Origin of the sequence: Qipengyuania pacifica, assembly GCF_019857205.1 — a bacterium.
GTDB classification, from domain to species: Bacteria; Pseudomonadota; Alphaproteobacteria; order Sphingomonadales; family Sphingomonadaceae; genus Qipengyuania; species Qipengyuania pacifica.
Genome location: NZ_JAHWXO010000005.1, coordinates 157551 through 174281 on the forward strand (window position 1 = coordinate 157551; position 16731 = coordinate 174281).

General features: G+C 59.2%; 17 protein-coding genes. 9 read left to right on the plus strand and 8 right to left on the minus strand.

Features of this window, described 5'->3' with window-relative positions; all coding sequences use genetic code 11:
- Window positions 1-23: 23 nt before the first annotated feature.
- Both KYK83_RS09930 and hppD read right to left on the minus strand, forming a co-directional pair.
- Window positions 24-596, minus strand: a complete 573-nt coding sequence (locus KYK83_RS09930) for a VOC family protein (protein WP_222828102.1) — start codon at window positions 594-596, stop codon at window positions 24-26.
- Window positions 593-1714, minus strand: a complete 1122-nt coding sequence (hppD, locus tag KYK83_RS09935) for a 4-hydroxyphenylpyruvate dioxygenase (RefSeq protein ID WP_222828103.1) — start codon at window positions 1712-1714, stop codon at window positions 593-595. Before hppD ends, KYK83_RS09930 begins: the two co-directional genes overlap by 4 nt.
- Window positions 1715-1963: 249 nt before the next feature.
- Between hppD and KYK83_RS09940 the strand changes: the two genes are divergently transcribed.
- The 5 genes from KYK83_RS09940 to KYK83_RS09960 all read left to right on the plus strand — a co-directional run bounded on the left by KYK83_RS09940 (window position 1964) and on the right by KYK83_RS09960 (window position 5959).
- Window positions 1964-2200, plus strand: a complete 237-nt coding sequence (locus KYK83_RS09940; protein ID WP_346729454.1) for an FtsB family cell division protein — start codon at window positions 1964-1966, stop codon at window positions 2198-2200.
- A gap of 126 nt (window positions 2201-2326) precedes the next feature.
- Window positions 2327-3403: a pyruvate dehydrogenase (acetyl-transferring) E1 component subunit alpha gene (gene pdhA, locus KYK83_RS09945; protein ID WP_222828104.1), complete on the plus strand. Its 1077-nt coding sequence runs from the start codon at window positions 2327-2329 to the stop codon at window positions 3401-3403.
- A gap of 3 nt (window positions 3404-3406) precedes the next feature.
- Entirely contained in the window at window positions 3407-4792 is a 1386-nt protein-coding gene (locus tag KYK83_RS09950) for a pyruvate dehydrogenase complex E1 component subunit beta (protein WP_222828105.1), read from the plus strand.
- 16 nt (window positions 4793-4808) lie between these two features.
- Entirely contained in the window at window positions 4809-5471 is a 663-nt protein-coding gene (locus KYK83_RS09955) for a hypothetical protein (protein ID WP_222828106.1), read from the plus strand.
- A gap of 29 nt (window positions 5472-5500) precedes the next feature.
- Window positions 5501-5959, plus strand: a complete 459-nt coding sequence (locus tag KYK83_RS09960; RefSeq protein WP_196846107.1) for an EF-hand domain-containing protein — start codon at window positions 5501-5503, stop codon at window positions 5957-5959.
- On the opposite strand, the gene trmFO is transcribed toward KYK83_RS09960, so the two are convergent.
- Entirely contained in the window at window positions 5956-7323 is a 1368-nt protein-coding gene (gene trmFO, locus KYK83_RS09965) for a methylenetetrahydrofolate--tRNA-(uracil(54)-C(5))-methyltransferase (FADH(2)-oxidizing) TrmFO (RefSeq protein ID WP_222828107.1), read from the minus strand. The genes KYK83_RS09960 and trmFO overlap by 4 nt on opposite strands.
- Before the next feature lie 53 nt (window positions 7324-7376).
- Here trmFO and KYK83_RS09970 point away from each other — a divergent pair, with 53 nt between their 5' ends.
- On the plus strand, window positions 7377-8045 hold the full coding sequence (locus KYK83_RS09970) for a lysoplasmalogenase family protein (RefSeq protein WP_222828108.1): 669 nt from the start codon (window positions 7377-7379) through the stop codon (window positions 8043-8045).
- A gap of 256 nt (window positions 8046-8301) precedes the next feature.
- On the opposite strand, the gene gyrA is transcribed toward KYK83_RS09970, so the two are convergent.
- Entirely contained in the window at window positions 8302-11142 is a 2841-nt protein-coding gene (gene gyrA, locus KYK83_RS09975) for a DNA gyrase subunit A (RefSeq protein ID WP_103025063.1), read from the minus strand.
- A 302-nt stretch (window positions 11143-11444) separates the two neighbouring features.
- Here gyrA and KYK83_RS09980 point away from each other — a divergent pair, with 302 nt between their 5' ends.
- On the plus strand, window positions 11445-12731 hold the full coding sequence (locus KYK83_RS09980; protein WP_222828109.1) for a hypothetical protein: 1287 nt from the start codon (window positions 11445-11447) through the stop codon (window positions 12729-12731).
- A 56-nt stretch (window positions 12732-12787) separates the two neighbouring features.
- Here KYK83_RS09980 and KYK83_RS09985 read toward each other — a convergent pair whose 3' ends face one another.
- Both KYK83_RS09985 and KYK83_RS09990 read right to left on the minus strand, forming a co-directional pair.
- A complete protein-coding gene (locus KYK83_RS09985; protein ID WP_103025061.1) occupies window positions 12788-13516 on the minus strand; it encodes an NYN domain-containing protein in 729 nt (242 codons plus the stop codon).
- Between the two features lie 36 nt (window positions 13517-13552).
- Window positions 13553-14191: a carbonic anhydrase gene (locus KYK83_RS09990; protein ID WP_196846110.1), complete on the minus strand. Its 639-nt coding sequence runs from the start codon at window positions 14189-14191 to the stop codon at window positions 13553-13555.
- Between the two features lie 98 nt (window positions 14192-14289).
- Here KYK83_RS09990 and lipA point away from each other — a divergent pair, with 98 nt between their 5' ends.
- Together lipA and KYK83_RS10000 are read left to right on the plus strand one after the other, a co-directional pair.
- A complete protein-coding gene (gene lipA, locus KYK83_RS09995; protein ID WP_222828227.1) occupies window positions 14290-15231 on the plus strand; it encodes a lipoyl synthase in 942 nt (313 codons plus the stop codon).
- Entirely contained in the window at window positions 15231-15686 is a 456-nt protein-coding gene (locus tag KYK83_RS10000; RefSeq protein WP_103025059.1) for a type II toxin-antitoxin system RatA family toxin, read from the plus strand. Before lipA ends, KYK83_RS10000 begins: the two co-directional genes overlap by 1 nt.
- Here KYK83_RS10000 and KYK83_RS10005 read toward each other — a convergent pair.
- Entirely contained in the window at window positions 15683-16183 is a 501-nt protein-coding gene (locus tag KYK83_RS10005; protein ID WP_222828110.1) for a CinA family protein, read from the minus strand. The genes KYK83_RS10000 and KYK83_RS10005 overlap by 4 nt on opposite strands.
- A complete protein-coding gene (locus KYK83_RS10010; protein WP_222828111.1) occupies window positions 16183-16728 on the minus strand; it encodes a hypothetical protein in 546 nt (181 codons plus the stop codon). The genes KYK83_RS10005 and KYK83_RS10010 overlap by 1 nt, the downstream gene beginning before the upstream one ends.
- Between the last annotated feature and the right edge of the window lie 3 nt (window positions 16729-16731).

The following is a 16731-nucleotide window of genomic DNA, read 5'->3' on the forward strand; positions in this document are numbered from 1 at the left end:
GCTGGCTATGGCCTTTAGAAAGGCTAGCTTCCGGCGTGTTCCTTGCGAGCGATTTCATGCAGCCAATCGGCGTGCCTCGGAGCTTTCTTAGTCTGGCTCCATTCGTCCAGCATCATGGGGGCAACACGCTTCAATTCGGCGTACTGTTCATCGGTGCCGATATCCGTGGCTAGTTCTACCCGATGACCATTCGGATCAAAGAAGTAGATCGATTTGAAAATGCCGTGGTGAGTTGGACCCAGAACCTCGATGCCCAAGCTCTCGACATGCGTCTTAGCCGCGAGCAATTCTTCTTCGCTGCCAACTTTGAAAGCGAGATGCTGGACCCAAGCCGGGGTATTTTCGTCCCGGCCCATGTCTTTCTGATTTGGCAGTTCGAAGAAGGCTAGGATATTGCCATTACCCGCATCGAGGAAAACGTGCATGTAAGGGTCGTAATCGCCCGTGGATGGCACGTGATCCTCTGCAAAGGCCGTCGTGTAATCCATGCCGAGTACTTTGCCGTACCATTCGACCGTTTCCTTGGCATCCTTGCAGCGATAGGCCGCATGGTGGACGCCAGCCAGTTTCACGGGATGAACAGGTGCTTCGCTCATTCTGCGGGCTCCGTCTCGACTGTCTTGGCGTCCTCAACGCTGAGGGCGCCGCGCTTAATCTGGTCGCGCTCCATGCTCTCGAACAGCGCCTTGAAATTCCCTTCACCGAAACCTTCGTCACCCTTGCGCTGGATGAATTCGAAGAACACCGGACCGACCTGCGCTTCGGCAAAAATCTGCAGCAGCAGACGCGGGTGCCCGCCTTCTGTCGTACCATCGAGCAGGATCCCGCGGGCTTTCAATTCATCCACTGGCTCCCCGTGATCGGGCAAGCGGTCGGGCAGCATTTCGTAATAGGTTTCGGGCGGGGCGGTCATGAAGGGAACGCCAAGGTTCTTCAGATTGTCCCAGGCCTGCACAAGATCGTCGCAGATCAAGGCAATGTGCTGGATACCCTCTCCGTTGAATTCCTTGAGGAACTCTTCGATCTGGCCCTTACCGCCTTCACCTTCCTCGTTGAGCGGAATGCGAATTTTGCCATCAGGCGCGGTCAATGCTTTGGATGTCAGGCCGGTATACTCACCCTTGATGTCGAAAAAGCGGATTTCGCGGAAGTTGAAGAGCGTCTCGTAATAATCCGCCCAGTATTTCATGCGTCCGTTATAAACATTGTGCGTCAAGTGATCGATCACGTTGAAGCCGGCTCCAATAGGCCACTTTTCGACACCATCGAGATATTCGAAATCGATATCGTAGATGGAGAGGCCGTCGCCTTCTGCATCTGCATAACGGTCAATGAGATAAACGATAGCACCGCCGATGCCACGGATGGCAGGGATGCGCAGCTCCATCGGGCCGGTTTCCACCGCGACGGGTTCTGCACCTTTATCGAGAAGTTCTTCATAGGCCTTCTTCGCATCGCGAACCCTGAAACCCATGCCGCATGCCGAGGGGCCGTGCTCGCGCGCAAAAAACCATGCGGCGCTTCGCGGTTCGTAGTTGAGGATGAGGTTGATCTGACCCTGACGCCAGAGATCCACGTCCTTCGATCGGTGCGTGCCCACATGGGTAAATCCCATCGCTTTAAAGACCGGTTCGACGACGCCTTTTTCGGGAGCGCAGAATTCGACGAACTCGAATCCGTCGAGTCCGATTGGATTTTCGAAGAGATCGGTCATTTCAATCCTCTGGGATTTGCTAGGTGGTTTCAAAAGTAACTAATCACAGTCGCTCGTAAGCTGTCAAGTTTTCAACGGCCGTGCATGGTGGCCAGTTCCTTTCATGCGTCAAACGGATGTCGACGATGAATTGTACTTGCGCGAACCGGTTAACTGTGATTCTGTCGCCTCATGCGCCGCACAAATTCCCTAGCTTCCATCCGCCGAGTCAGGACCTCGCAGCACGCCGCTCTTGCTGCGCTCCTGGTCATGGGCGGATTGGCGATTGCAGGTCCATCCGGACTGCTTGCCTGGAGTGAGAATTTGCGGCTGCTCGATCAGCGAGAGGCCCAGCTGGCGAAGCTGCAGGCCGAAAGGCATGCGCTGGAGAACCGGGTCGCCTTACTCGATCCCAACGCCGCTGATCCCGATATGGTCGGCGAGCTGCTGCGTAGTCAGCTCAATGTCGTGCATCCGAACGAAGTCGTCATAAAACTGGAAGACTGAACGGAGCGAAACCATCGCTTGCCGTAAGGGTTTTCGTATGCACATGCGCTCTGCCGTTGCGCGGGTCGCAAGCCTGTGCCTATAGGCGCAACTGACATCCTCCCCGGAAGAACAAGGACACAAGTCTTGGCCAAAGCCCCCCGGAGCAAGAAGCAGCCCACCAAATCGCCTGCGGAAGATCCCGACTTCGCTCTCCACTCCCTGCAAGAGGCGTTGGAAGAGAATCGCCACTACGATGCCAGCAAGGAGCAGATGCTCCATTTTTACGAGCAGATGCTGCTCATCCGTCGCTTCGAAGAGCGCGCGGGCCAGCTGTATGGTCTCGGCCTGATCGGCGGTTTCTGTCACCTTTACATCGGACAGGAAGCTGTTGCGATCGGCCTCCAGTCCGCGCTCGATGGTGACAAGGACAGCGTCATCACCGGATACCGCGACCATGGTCACATGCTCGCCTACGGCATCGATCCCAAAGTCATAATGGCCGAACTGACCGGCAGGGAAGCCGGCATCTCGAAGGGCAAGGGCGGGTCGATGCACATGTTCTCGACCGAACATAAATTTTATGGCGGTCACGGAATCGTAGGAGCCCAGGTTTCATTGGGCGGGGGCCTCGCGCTGGCTCACCAGTACAACGACGATGGCGGTTTCTGTCTTGCCTACTTCGGCGACGGTGCCGCCAACCAGGGCCAGGTATATGAAACGATGAACATGGCGGCGCTCTGGAATTTGCCGATCGTCTTCGTGGTCGAAAACAACCAGTACGCCATGGGAACCGCCGTCGGTCGCAGCTCTGCTGAAACAGAATTCCACCGCCGCGGCACAGCCTTCCGTATTCCAGGAATGGACGTGAACGGCATGGACGTTCTGGAAGTCAGGCAGGCTGCCGAGATCGCTTTCAAGCATGTTCGCGATGGCAAGGGTCCGGTCCTGATGGAATGCAATACCTATCGTTATCGCGGGCATTCGATGTCCGATCCGGCAAAGTACCGTACGCGCGAAGAGGTCCAGGATATTCGCGATCACAAGGATCCGATCGAAGGGATCAAGAAGCTGCTACTCGAAAACGGCTCGACCGAGGAAGAATTGAAAGCGATCGACAAGGATATTCGCAAGACCGTCACCGAAGCTGCGGATTTTGCCGAGAACTCGCCAGAGCCGGAAGCGAGCGAACTCTACACCGACGTACTGGTGGAGGAGTATTGAGCCATGGCTATCGAACTGAAAATGCCCGCGCTGTCGCCCACTATGGAAGAGGGCACATTGGCCAAGTGGCTGAAGTCCGAAGGTGACGAGATCGTTGCGGGCGACATTATAGCCGAAATCGAAACCGACAAGGCTACGATGGAATTCGAGGCAGTCGATGAAGGGACCCTCGGGAAAATCCTCATCGACGAAGGTACCGAAGGCGTGAAGGTCGGGACTGTGATCGCCATGCTGGCTGGCGAGGACGAAGATGCTTCCGATATCGAGGCGCCCGCTGAAAAGGAATCGCCGGAATCAGACAAGAGCGGCGGCAAAGAGAAATCTACCGATGCCAGCGAAGCGCAGCTGATGAAGACGCCGCGCAAGATCGACGTGAAGGATCCGGAGGTTCCCGAAGGCACCAGCTTCACATCGGTTTCCGTCCGCGAAGCTTTGCGCGATGCCATGGCCGAAGAAATGCGCAAGGACGAACGCGTCTTCGTCATGGGCGAGGAAGTGGCCCAGTATCAGGGTGCGTACAAGGTCACGCAAGGCCTGCTGGATGAATTCGGGGCCAAGCGGGTCATCGATACTCCGATTACGGAATATGGATTTGCAGGCATCGGCACCGGCGCCGCAATGGGTGGTCTGCGCCCGATCGTTGAATTCATGACCTTCAACTTTGCCATGCAGGCGATCGATCATATCGTAAATTCCGCGGCAAAGACCAACTACATGTCCGGTGGTCAGATGCGCTGTCCGGTCGTGTTTCGCGGCCCCAACGGTGCAGCAAGCCGCGTAGGCGCACAGCATAGCCAGAATTACGGAGCATGGTACGCAAGCGTACCTGGTTTGGTAGTTATCGCACCATACGATGCTGCAGATGCCAAGGGCCTGCTCAAGGCCGCCATACGCAGCGAAGATCCCGTCGTATTCCTCGAGAACGAGCTTGTTTACGGGCGAAGCTTCGAGGTTCCCGATCTGGATGACTACGTGCTTCCGATCGGCAAGGCGCGGATCATGCGCGAGGGTTCGGATGTGACGATCGTTTCTTATTCGATCGCTGTGGGGCTTGCACTCGAGGCAGCGGAAGAGCTTTCGAACGAAGGCATCGAAGCGGAAGTCATCGATCTGCGTACCTTGCGCCCGCTCGACAAGGAAACGGTACTTACCTCGCTTGCCAAGACCAACCGACTGGTCATCGCCGAAGAAAACTGGCCGACCTGTTCGATTGCCTCGGAAATTGTGGCGATCTGCATGGAAGAAGGCTTCGACCATCTCGACGCGCCGGTCACCCGCGTTTGCAATGAGGACGTTCCGCTGCCCTATGCTGCGAACCTCGAGAAGCTTGCGCTGATCGACACGCCGCGGATCATCGAGGCCGTCAAGAAGGTCTGTTATCGCGACTGACGGGGAGGGCGCTTTCATGGAGAGTGCCGACCTGCTCGACGAATGTCCCGAAGTGTTGCGTGTCGCTCTGTCGAGCGCGAGGGCACATCGGGACATTTGGCTGGCCGCCTTTGCCCTCGATGGCCGCGTCGGTCGGATGGTTCTTGGCGCAAGCGAGCCGATGCTCGGGCAGATGCGGGTCGCATGGTGGCGCGATCAGCTTGGCAAGCCGGTCTACGATCGGCCGCGGGGCGACCATTTGCTCGACCTGATCGGGACAAACTGGAACTGGAACGAGGCCGCTTTAGTCGATTTGATCGATGGGTGGGAAGCATTGCTCTCCCCGCGACCGCTGGCAGAAACGGCGATTCTGGAGTTCGTAGCCGGTAGAGTAAGCCTGTCGCTGGGCTTGGCGAATCTGGTTGGAACGATGGACCACGAGCGCGACGTACGCCGCGCCGGAACGCTATGGGCGCTGGCTGACCTTGCCATCAACGCCCGCGACGAAGCCGAACTGTCGAGAGCGGTGAAACTGGGAGCCGCAGAGGGTGCGAATGGGCTGCGGCTTTCGCGCGACATGCGGCCGCTCGCTGTGATTGCCGGACTGGCGCGGCGGTCCCTGCATTTCCGTGGACGACCGATGCTGGGCGATCGCGCCAGCCCCTTGATTGCCTTGCGGTTGAGCCTGATTGGACGCTAGGCTCGCGCAGGGTTCAAGGGGGGCATTGAATGAACCGGATCGTGTTGGGGGCCTTGATCGCACTCGCGCTCACTGGATTGGGGCTGTTCTGGTGGCAGGGCAGGGCGGAAGTGGAACGCGGAGCGCCGCCACCGCAGCCTGCAGAAGCCTCGGCCAACCTTCCGGAAATTCCGGCTTCCGACCCGGGCGACATGGTGGGACCCGCGCCACCCGAGGCGACCGAGCTTACCAAGGAGCAGCGCCGCTTCTTCCGTTATGACCGTAATCGCGACTGGCGCATCACGCGTACGGAAATGCTGTCCAGTCGAACGGAGGCGTTTCGCAAGCTCGACAAGGACGGCAACAATCTGCTCGATTTCGAAGAATGGGCGGTTGCCACGGTGGAAAAATTCGAATCTGCAGATGCGAATGGCGACAACGAGCTGACCCCCGCCGAGTTCGCGACCACGGCACCCAAACCGAAGAAGAAACCGCGCTGCGCCTGCTAGGCGGGAACCGCTTCCATGCCTGCGAGCCATTCTCCGAAATCGGCCTTCGCGCGATTGGTATAGGCCTCTTTCCGCACCTTCTTTCCGACATCGTGCAGGGGCGGGAATAGCCCGAAATTGACGTTCATGGGCTGAAAGGTGGACGCTTCGGCATCGCCGGTGATGTGCGACAGAAGCGCGCCGAAAGCGGTAGTACGCGGCGGCGGCGCCCATTCGCGCCCGGCAAGCTGAGCGGCCGTCATGAGCCCGGCCAATAAACCCACTGCCGAACTTTCGACATATCCCTCGCAGCCGGTAATCTGTCCTGCGAACCGGATGTGATCGCCGCCCTTCAAACGAAGCTGGCGGTCGAGAACGAGGGGCGAGTTGATGAAGGTATTGCGGTGCAGTCCGCCGAGGCGGGCGAATTCCGCATTCTCGAGCCCGGGTATCGTCCGGAAGAGTTCGATCTGCGCACCATATTTGAGCTTGGTCTGGAAACCGACCATGTTCCACAAGGTACCGAGCTTGTTATCCTGACGGAGCTGGACGACCGCATACGGCCAGCGGCCCTGCGGAAACTCTTCCGACGTATCGAAGGGATTATCGAGCCCGACCCCCTTCATCGGACCATAGCGAAGCGTTTCGACGCCGCGCGCAGCCATGACCTCGATCGGCATACAGCCGTCGAAATAAGGGGTGTCGGCTTCCCATTCGCGAAATTCGGTCTTTTCTCCGTCCATCAAGCCTTGGTGGAAGGCGAGATATTGCTCCTTCGTCATCGGGCAGTTGATATAATCGCCATCTTCGTTCGATGCTTCGGTGCGTTTGTTCCACCGGCTCTGTATCCAGCATTTGGACATGTCGATGCTGTCGTGATGGACGATAGGTGCAATCGCATCGAAGAAAGCGAGGCGGTCCTGCCCGGTCGCCCCCACGATACTTTCGGCCAACGACTGGGCCGTCAGTGGCCCGGTGGCAACGATGGTCGCACCGGAGGTGGGAAGGGCATCGACCCGTTCGCGAATGACGGTGACATTGGGATGTTCGGCGAGGATGCGCTGAACTTCCGCAGAAAACACGTCGCGATCGACTGCCATTGCTGAACCGGCAGGCACGCGCGCGACTTCGCCTGCGCGCATGATCAGGCTGTCGAGGCGGCGCATTTCATGATGGAGCAGCCCGACCGCATTTTTCGTGTCGTCATCCGAGCGGAAGCTGTTCGAGCAGACGAGTTCGGCCAGGCCGTCCGTCTGATGGGCCGGCGTCATTTCGCCGCTGCCGCGCATTTCCGACAGGCGCACCTTGAAGCCTCGCCTGGCAAGTTGCCAGGCGGCTTCGCTTCCGGCGAGGCCGCCGCCGATTATGTGGATATCATGGGTCATCGAGCGCGCCCTAATGCTTGCCAGTGGCTTCCGGCAAGGCCTAGCGTCGCCGAATGTCGCGCCGCGCCCTTTCCGAACATCGCCCCTGGCTGCTCGCCAGCCTGATTGCAGGCGTCAGCTACTTCTTCGTAGCCGACGATCCCATCGGCGGAGTCTGGCTGATGCTGTGGAAAGGGGCAGGCGTCGCCTTCCTTGCGATCTATGCCGCATTTCGAGGACGAGGGACCGATGGCCTGCTGATCGCCGCGGTCATGCTGTTCGGGGCACTGGGTGATGTTGCCTTGGAGATCAGCTATGTGGTTGGCGGCAGTCTGTTTGCCGTGGGACACTTGATAGCCATAGCGCTTTACCTTCGGAATCGCCGAGAGAGGACCAGTTCGAGCCAACTTATGGCGGCACTTGCCCTGCTGATTCTGACGCCGCTGATCACAGCGCTGATGACGTTTCCGTTGGATAACTGGATGCTTGCGGCGGCTTATTCCGCAGTTGTCGGCGCCATGGCGGCGGCAGCATGGCTGAGCCGGTTTCCGCGTTACCGGGTCGGCCTGGGCGCCGTGCTATTCGTGGTGAGCGACCTGTTTATTTTTTCCCGCGAAGCCGGTGTCTTGCCCGAATCGATAACGAGCTGGCTGATCTGGCCGCTTTATTTCGGCGGGCAGTTCCTGATCGCGACCGGGGTCGTCCAGACGTTGCGGGGCAAGAGCTTCACGCAGCGAGGTTGACGCAAACCAGCGGTGTTTTCTAAACTGCTCGTCCTCTCTGGAGAGGGGCTGGCAGTTAGAAAAGTCTAACCATATTAGCGGTGTATGATATCGAGCACGGGCGAGGCGACGCGCTGACGTGTCACCTTTCAAATATCTTTGAAAGCGGAGAGAACGGGCTTCGGTGCGATCGGTTTGGGCTGGCGACGATGTGAAAGAACCGAAGGAGCCTTAGCCCCTCCGGTTCATGTAGGAAAATCAATCCGGGCGCGAAGCGTCAGTCGCTGTCGGGCTCGCCTTCGATATTGTCGTCCGAGTGGAAGGTGGTGTGCGGCGTTGTGCGATCAAGGCCACCGCGATCGGCAATCTCGTCAGCCACAGCTTCTTCTGCGGAGTTTTCGGGTTCTTCGGTTTCGTCGATCCTTGCCGCTTTGACGATCTGTTCGCCCTTGGCGACATTGAAGATGCGCACGCCCGACGATCCGCGACCGGAGATCGAGAAGCCGGTGTGGCTGTCGAACCCGCCATCAATCAGATGACGGAACTGCAGTGGCATACGGATAAGCTTGGCCTGATCGGTGACCAGCATGAGCTGCATGCCGTGCCGTACCGGGAAGCTGGCGACGACATGGCCGTTGCGGTTCGGATTGCTGGACGGTTCGCCGATATTGGTGAGGCCCTGACCGCCGCGGCCGGTGGTCCGATATTCGTATGCCGACGAGATCTTGCCATACCCATTGGCTGTGAGCGTGAGTATGAACTCTTCCGCTTCGGCCAGTTCGGCGACCTTTTCGGCATCGAGCGTCGGTTCGTTATCGTTGTTCTTCCATTCGGCGGCCCGAAGATACTGGTCGCGCACTTCCGTATCGCGCTCCCCAGCGTCAAGAACAGCCATGGACACGACCTTCTGATCGTCCCGAAGCTTCATGCCGCGAACGCCGATACCGGTGCGGCTTTTCGTTTCGCGGGCATCGCTGGCAGCGAAACGGATTGCCTTGCCGCTATCCGAAGCGAGGAAAATTTCCTGCCCTTCGCTGAGTAGGCGCACGCCGATCAGACGGTCGCCACTGCCTTCGACAAAGCCCATGGCGTATTTGCCGTTGCTGGGCACGTTAGTGAAGGCATCCATGGAATTGCGGCGGACCATGCCCTGTTCCGTGGCGAACACGATGTTGAGCTTGGACCATTCGCCTTCATCCTCTGGCAGAGGCAGGACGTTGGTAACACGCTCATCATCGCCCAGCGGAAGGAGGTTGACCATCGGGCGTCCCTTGGTCTGCGGGCCACCTTCGGGCAGCTTCCAGACCTTCATGCGATAGACGCGGCCGGTATTGGTGAAGAACAGCACGGGATTATGCGTCGAGGTGACGAACATTTCGACGACTGCGTCTTCATCCTTCGTCGCCATGCCGCTGCGGCCCTTGCCGCCGCGTGCCTGGGCGCGGAAGGCATCGAGCGGGGTGCGCTTGATATAGCCGCCATGGGTGACCGTAACGACCATCTCTTCGCGTTCGATGAGGTCTTCGTCTTCGATACCATCCCAGGCCGGCGCGATTTCGCTGATGCGCGGCGTGGCATAGGTATTGCGGATTTCCTCAAGCTCTTCGCGCATGACGCGATAGAGCTTCACGCGATCTGCCAGGATCGAGAGATATTCCTCGATCGCGAGGCTGAGTTCTTTAAGCTCGTCGCCGATTTCGTCGCGCCCGAGAGCCGTGAGGCGGTGCAGGCGGAGTTCGAGAATCGCCTTCACCTGACGTTCGGACAGGCGATAGGTGCCGCCCGTCTGTTCGTCGGTCGGTTCGATCGCTTCGACCAGCGCGATATATTGCGCAATGTCGCCAATCGCCCATTCCTTGGCGAGCAGTTTTGCGCGCGCGGCAGCAGGATTGGACGAGCCCCGGATCATCGCCACGACTTCGTCGAGGTTCGAGACGGCGACCACGAGGCCGAGCAAGATATGAGCGCGCTCACGCGCCTTGTTCAGTTCGAACTTTGTCCGCCGCGTGATGACTTCTTCGCGGAAACCGATGAAGGCCTGGATGAAGTCACGCAGGGTGAGCACTTCGGGGCGGCCGCCGCGGATCGCCAGCATATTGGCCGGGAAGCTGGCCTGTGCCGGCGTATAACGCCAGATCTGGTTGAGTACGACTTCCGGTGAGGCATCACGCTTGAGATCGACGACGACGCGCACACCTTCACGCGATGATTCATCGCGGATGTCGGAGACGCCTTCGATCCGTTTTTCTTTTGCGGCTTCCGCGATCTTTTCGACCAGCCCGCTCTTGCCGACCTGATAGGGAATGGAAGACAGGACGATCGACTGGCGATTGCCCTTCGTCTCGACCTCGTGGCGCGCGCGCATGAGAATCGAGCCGCGACCCACCGTATAGGCCGCGCGTGCCCCGGATTTGCCGAGGATGAGCGGTGCGGTCGGGAAATCCGGACCGGGAATGATTTCGAACAGTTCTTCCGACGTGATCGCCGGGTTGTCCATGAACGCGAAGCAGCCGTCGATCACTTCGCCAAGGTTGTGCGGCGGAATGTTGGTCGCCATGCCGACCGCGATACCGCCTGCGCCGTTGACCAGCAGGTTGGGGAAACGGGCCGGAAGCACGGTCGGTTCGCGGCGCGACCCGTCGTAGTTGTCGGTGAAGTCGACCGTATCCTTGTCGAGATCGTCGAGCAGGGCATTGGCGACACGTGCAAGCCGCGCTTCGGTGTAACGCATGGATGCCGGCGGATCCGGGTCCATCGAGCCGAAGTTACCCTGACCATCGATCAGCGGCACGCGTAGCGACCAGTCCTGAGTCATACGGGCGAGGGCATCGTAAATCGCCGCATCGCCGTGAGGGTGATAGTTACCCATGACGTCGCCGACGATCTTGGCGCTCTTGCGGTAGGGGCGGCCGGCAACGAAGCCGCCCTCGTTGCTGGCGAAAAGGATGCGCCGGTGAACAGGTTTCAGACCGTCGCGCACATCTGGCAAGGCGCGGCTGACGATCACGCTCATCGCGTAATCGAGATAGCTGGTCTTCATTTCATCGACGATGTCGATGCGGGCGTATTCTTCACCGCCGGGGGCGGGGGTATCCAGAATTTCAATATCGTCGGACAAAACGTATTTCCGTACTGCCAAAGGCTTTATGTTCTAGGTGTGCAGAGCCTAGGGGAAAGGGTTGGGGAGCGCCACTCGCGCCGGGAACCAAAGCCCGGTTTCGAGCGCTTTTTCCACATATGGGTACTGCAAGCGAGGATGGTAACCATGAACGGTGAGCCAGACAGGCATTCAATACCCATTCAGCCCACTTTCCGTAGAAGAATTTGCAATGAGAGCCCACACGCGGCATGTGCCGCCAAGCCAAATCTGAACAGGCGCAGAGGCGCTCAGCCCCCTATCCACTCTTGGGAGTTTATCATATGATTTTCACTCGTCTTGCCCGCAAGAACAACGCGGCCTCGACCTTGGCCCTGGCAGTTTCGATCGCCGCGGGCGGCATGGTCGCAGCCAGCGCATTCGAAGCGCCGGCGTTTGCCCAGAAGGAAAAGAAGAGCCAGCCGAAATATTCGAAGGCATTCATCGAAGCGTACAAGCCGCTTGAAACGATGGCATCGGCCGAACCGGTGGATTATGCATCGATCAAGGCGGCTGTTCCGGGCCTGGTAGCGGCGGCTGAAAACAACGACGATCGCTTCGCCGCAGGTAGCTTCATCTATGCAACGGCCGTGAAGGCGGAAGATCAGCCAACCGCGCTGCAGGGCATGGAAATGATGCTGCAGAGCGGCAACGTTCCGGCTGAAAATCTTGGCCAGTACAACTTCGTGGCTGGCCAGCTCGCCTATGCGGCGAATGATTACGCCAAGGCGCGCCCCTATTTCGAGGCGGCAGCCGAAGCAGGTTACACGGAACGTGATCCGTTGATCTTCGTGGCGGAAAGCTACTTTGCCGAAGATCAGGCCCAGCAGGGTCTGAACTATCTGAGCCAGATCATTGAAAGCAAGGTTGCTGCTGGTGAGCCGGTCGATGAAGCGTGGCTGAAGCGCGGGCTTGCACAGGCTTACAACAACAACCTCAAGGAAGAGGCCAACAAGTATTCGACCTGGTATGTCAGCCAGTATCCGAGCAGCGAAAGCTGGGGCGATGCGGTGGCAATCCAGTTGAACACTGGTGGCTACCAGCAGCCGGAAACGCTCGATCTGCTGCGCCTCGGTCAGCGCGCGGGGGCCCTGCGTGATGGCAATGTGTACCGCGAATATGTCGATGCGGCAGACTATCGTCGTCTCCCTGCCGAAGTGGTTGCCGTGATTGATGAAGGCTATGCCAAGGGCTCGCTCGACAAGACCGATCCGTACATCACCGACACGCGCGAGCAGGCTGCTAGCCGTGCAGAAGCCGACCGTGCCGATGCGGACAAGCTGATCGCGGATGCGAACAAATCCGGTGCCACGCTTTCGACGGTCATGGCTGCTGGCGACACCATGCTCGGCCTCAAGCGTCCGGCCGATGCGGAAGCGATGTATACCAAGGCTCTGTCCATGCCCAGTGCTGACAAGGGCATGGTTTCGACCCGCCTAGGTATCGCGCAGTTCGACCAAGGCAAGTTTGCCGAGGCCGAAACGACCTTCAAGTCGGTCAATGGAACGCGCAAGCCGATCGCCGATCTTTGGGCTGCTTATGCAAGCCAGAAGGCAAGCGGCGGAGCGTAACACTCCAATCCAGCAGATTAAGAGAGGGCGCGAACTCCGGTTCGCGCCCTTTTTCGTCAGCGGAGCCGTTTCACATAGAGATGATTGTTCTCGCGCCGTTCGACTTGGAACTGGTCGATGGACTGGAAGAGGTCCGATAGCCGCTTGAACCCATAGTTGCGAACATCGAAGCTGGATCGGTTGCCGGCGATATTGCCGACCTCGCTAAGCGACGCGAAGCCGTTCTCGTCGCGCTTCGCGGCTTTCCATGCGGTCCCGAGAAGCTCGACGAGTTCATCGTCAATCCCCGATTTGCCCGGAGCGGCCTCCGACTTGGGCGCATCCGGTTCGTCCGAGGCGCTTTTGATCAACGCATCGATGTCGATGAAGCGAGTGCACGCGCTCTTGAATGCGGCGGGCGTCTTGCTGGTACTGCCGAAACCGTAGACGATCAGGCCGTCCTGCCTGAGCCGGGTAACCAGCGGCGTGAAGTCGCTGTCCGAGCTCATGATGCCGAAGCCATCGACCTTGCCCTGATAGAGAAGGTCGATCGCGTCGATCGTCATGGCCATATCAGTGGCGTTCTTGCCTGCTGTCAGATCGAACTGCTGCTGCGGGCGAATGCCGTATTTGTGGGTAATCTTGTCCCAGTTGGCGAGGTTGTTCTTGGCAAAATTGCCATAGGCTCGCTTGATATTGACCTGCCCGAGTTCCGCCATGACGGTAAGGACGGGATCGATACCCTTGGGACTGGTGTTGTCCGCGTCGATGAGCAGGGCGATGTTCTTGAGGCCGGAATCTGACATGGCGCACACATGGCCGCCCCCGGTGCCGGGCGCAAGTCAGGAGGCGGGGAGAAATTCCCCGCGTTTCTCGTCGAGCAGATGCAGCACGCCATCGGAAATTGCGAAATAGGCTCCGCGCAGTCTGAGGCTGCCGTCCGCTTCCTTTTCCTGCACGCAAGGGAAGGTCCGCAGATTGGCAAGGCTCACCTTGACTGCAGCCATTTCCATCGCGCGCTCGGCGTCGCGTCCGACGGTACCCTTTTCCGCCGCGATCGGTTCACGCACGTCGTCCAGCATGTCGATCCAGTGGGCCACGAAGCCGCCTTCGCCAAGGCGGTTGCCATGCAGATTCTGTGTCAGCGCCGCCTGACAGCCGCCGCACATGCCGTGACCCATCACGACGACTTCGCGGACCTTGAGGAACTGGACGGCAAATTCGAGCGCGGCAGAAACACCGTGCTGGCCGGGCGTCGTTTCGAACGGCGGCACAAGAGCGGCGACATTGCGCACCACGAAAATCTCGCCCGGATCCACATCGAATATCTGCGCCGGATCGACCCGGCTATCCGAACAGGCAATCACCATAACCTGGGGTGACTGGCCTTCCTTGAGCTGTTCCCACCGCTCGTGCTGACGCTTCCAGTCGCCGCTGCGGAAGCGGCCGTAGCCGTCGATCATTTCGTCGAAAGTCTTCATGTCGCTCCGCTGCCCCGAATTCGTGAGCGATGCAAGAGGCCTCGCGCATAGCTATGCGGGTTGCGGGAGAGGGGGAGGGAGCCTAGATGGGCGCCGATATGAACGACCTTTCTTCCGCACCCCAGCCCGATGGCGAACGCCCCAAAATGCAGCGCAAGCCCGATTGGATTCGGGTGAAGGCTCCTGTCAGCAAGGGCTATCAGGAAACGCGCAAGCTGATGCGAGAGCTCAACTTGCATACGGTTTGCGAAGAAGCGGCCTGCCCGAACATCGGCGAATGCTGGACCAAGAAGCATGCGACGGTGATGATCCTGGGCGACACCTGCACGCGCGCCTGCCGGTTCTGCAACATCAAGACCGGCATGCCGATGCCGGTCGACCCGCTTGAACCGGAACATACCGCCACTGCAGCGGCAGCGATGGGGCTCGAGCACATCGTGATCACCAGCGTGGATCGCGACGATCTGCCGGACAGAGGCGCGGGCCAGTTCGTCAAGGTGATTAACGCGCTGCGTCGGGAGACGCCGAATACCACGATCGAAATCCTGACCCCCGATTTCAAAGGGCGCATGAAGCAGTCGATCGAGGAAATCTGCGAGGCCGGGCCAGACGTGTTCAATCACAATCTGGAAACGGTGCCGCGGCTTTATCCGACCATCCGGCCTGGAGCCCGATACTACGCTTCACTTCGTTTGCTCGAAGAGGTGAAAGCGCATAATCCGCTGATCTTCACCAAATCAGGCATCATGCTTGGCCTCGGTGAAGCGCGTCTCGAGGTGCATCAGGTGATGGACGACATGCGCAGCGCCGATATCGATTTCATTACCATGGGCCAGTATCTCCAGCCCACGCCCAAGCATGCCAAGGTCGAGGAATTCGTAACGCCGAAGCAATTCGCCGCTTATGGCTCAATCGCCCGGGCCAAGGGCTTCCTGCAGGTGGCATCGAGCCCGCTTACGCGGTCCAGCTATCATGCCGGTGACGACTTCGCCCAAATGCGCGCGGCGCGGGAAGCGAAGCTGGCCAAGCAGAGTGCGTGATGCCCGGCATTCGCGAAAAGCGGCGACTGCCGTATAGCCAGGAGCAGATGTTCGATCTGGTTGCCGACGTCGGCAACTATGGGAAGTTCCTTCCGTGGGTAGTGGCAACGCGGGTACGCAGCGACAGCGAAACGGAAATGGTTGCGGACATGCTCGTCGGCTTCAAGGCCATTCGCGAAAAGTTCACCTCGCGCGTGCTGAAGCAGCGCCCTGATCACATCGAAGTGATTTACGTCGACGGTCCGCTGAAGGATCTCGATAACAACTGGACGTTCAGCCCGACCGAAGACGGCGGGTGCGAGATAGACTTCTGCGTCGATTTCACGTTCCGCAATGCCGTGTTCGAAGCACTGGCCGGTCAGTATTTCGACCGCGCGTTCCGTAAGATGGTGCAGGCTTTCGAAGACCGGGCGGATGAACTCTACGGACGCGAGAACGCGGCGGCCAATCTCTAGGGTAGCAGCAGGTCCAGTGCGCAGAGTGTCGCTTCGCGGCGGATGCTGGCGCGTGAGATCGGTTCGAAAAGTTTAAGTTCACCCTCGGGCTCGCTTTCCGTACCGCGTACGACCCGCGCGAACACGACCGTGCCCACCGGCTTGAGGTCGGTACCCCCATCTGGCCCGGCAACCCCGCTGATGGCGACAGCGATATCCGCGTGAGAGCGTTCGAGAGCGCCTTTTGCCATGGCCCATGCGCATGCGATCGAAACCGCGCCGAACGTTTCGATTATTTCAAGCGGGACGCCCAGGCTTTCCTGCTTGGCTTCGTTCGAATAGGTGACGAAACCGCGATCCAGCACGGCTGACGATCCCGGTATTTCAGTAAGTGCGGCTGCGACCAGCCCACCGGTGCAGCTTTCCGCCAGCACGACTTTACGGTTGGCAGCCCTGTTTTCATCGACAACCCTGCGCGCCAGGCTTTCGATATCTTCGGGGAGGAGCGCCGAAGACATTAACCGTCCACGTCGCATACTGCCGGCTGCCTGTTACCGGTGACATCCATTACAAACGTCAGCAATCCGCCGAGATTTTCCGGCGGAAGGGGTGAAAGCAGCTCCATTGCCCGTTCGATCTTGCCACAGTCAGCCGGCTTGATGGATTCGCCCAATTTCTGTGCGAGGATCGCGTCGACGAACGGACGCAGCGCTTCCGGCGGCAGATCCTGTACTATTTCACGCATGCTGGCATCGTCTAACTGGTCCTTGCCGCTAGTGGCAAAAGCCATGACAGCGCGCATGGCACCCGGCCAGCGCTCTGCCTGCATGGCTTCATAAGGGGCGACGAAAGCCTGGCCCTTGGTAGCGAAGAAGCCATTGGGTGAAAGCTGGGCTGAACATGATGCACGAAAGCCATTCGCAATGACCGGCACAGCGTAGATGGCAGCGTCGGTCAGATCCTGCGGAGCAATGCATTCCTGCGCCGAGGCTGCCTGAGCCTGTAGCAATGCTAGGCTGGCCACGGCCGCGGTGATCATTCTTCTGCCGGTCGCACTCTGCATGTT

Bases quoted from the DNA above. Each gene is read 5' to 3' on its own strand.
- KYK83_RS09970 (WP_222828108.1), top strand. From the start codon at position 7,377: ATGTCGCGCCGCGCCCTTTCCGAACATCGCCCCTGGCTGCTCGCCAGC.
- KYK83_RS09990 (WP_196846110.1), bottom strand. From the start codon at position 14,191: ATGAAGACTTTCGACGAAATGATCGACGGCTACGGCCGCTTCCGCAGC.
- trmFO (WP_222828107.1), bottom strand. From the start codon at position 7,323: ATGACCCATGATATCCACATAATCGGCGGCGGCCTCGCCGGAAGCGAA.
- lipA (WP_222828227.1), top strand. From the start codon at position 14,290: ATGAACGACCTTTCTTCCGCACCCCAGCCCGATGGCGAACGCCCCAAA.
- KYK83_RS09950 (WP_222828105.1), top strand. From the start codon at position 3,407: ATGGCTATCGAACTGAAAATGCCCGCGCTGTCGCCCACTATGGAAGAG.
- hppD (WP_222828103.1), bottom strand. From the start codon at position 1,714: ATGACCGATCTCTTCGAAAATCCAATCGGACTCGACGGATTCGAGTTC.
- KYK83_RS09955 (WP_222828106.1), top strand. From the start codon at position 4,809: ATGGAGAGTGCCGACCTGCTCGACGAATGTCCCGAAGTGTTGCGTGTC.
- KYK83_RS10005 (WP_222828110.1), bottom strand. From the start codon at position 16,183: ATGTCTTCGGCGCTCCTCCCCGAAGATATCGAAAGCCTGGCGCGCAGG.
- KYK83_RS09960 (WP_196846107.1), top strand. From the start codon at position 5,501: ATGAACCGGATCGTGTTGGGGGCCTTGATCGCACTCGCGCTCACTGGA.
- KYK83_RS09985 (WP_103025061.1), bottom strand. From the start codon at position 13,516: ATGTCAGATTCCGGCCTCAAGAACATCGCCCTGCTCATCGACGCGGAC.
- KYK83_RS09980 (WP_222828109.1), top strand. From the start codon at position 11,445: ATGATTTTCACTCGTCTTGCCCGCAAGAACAACGCGGCCTCGACCTTG.
- KYK83_RS10010 (WP_222828111.1), bottom strand. From the start codon at position 16,728: ATGCAGAGTGCGACCGGCAGAAGAATGATCACCGCGGCCGTGGCCAGC.
- KYK83_RS09930 (WP_222828102.1), bottom strand. From the start codon at position 596: ATGAGCGAAGCACCTGTTCATCCCGTGAAACTGGCTGGCGTCCACCAT.
- KYK83_RS09940 (WP_346729454.1), top strand. From the start codon at position 1,964: ATGGGCGGATTGGCGATTGCAGGTCCATCCGGACTGCTTGCCTGGAGT.
- KYK83_RS10000 (WP_103025059.1), top strand. From the start codon at position 15,231: ATGCCCGGCATTCGCGAAAAGCGGCGACTGCCGTATAGCCAGGAGCAG.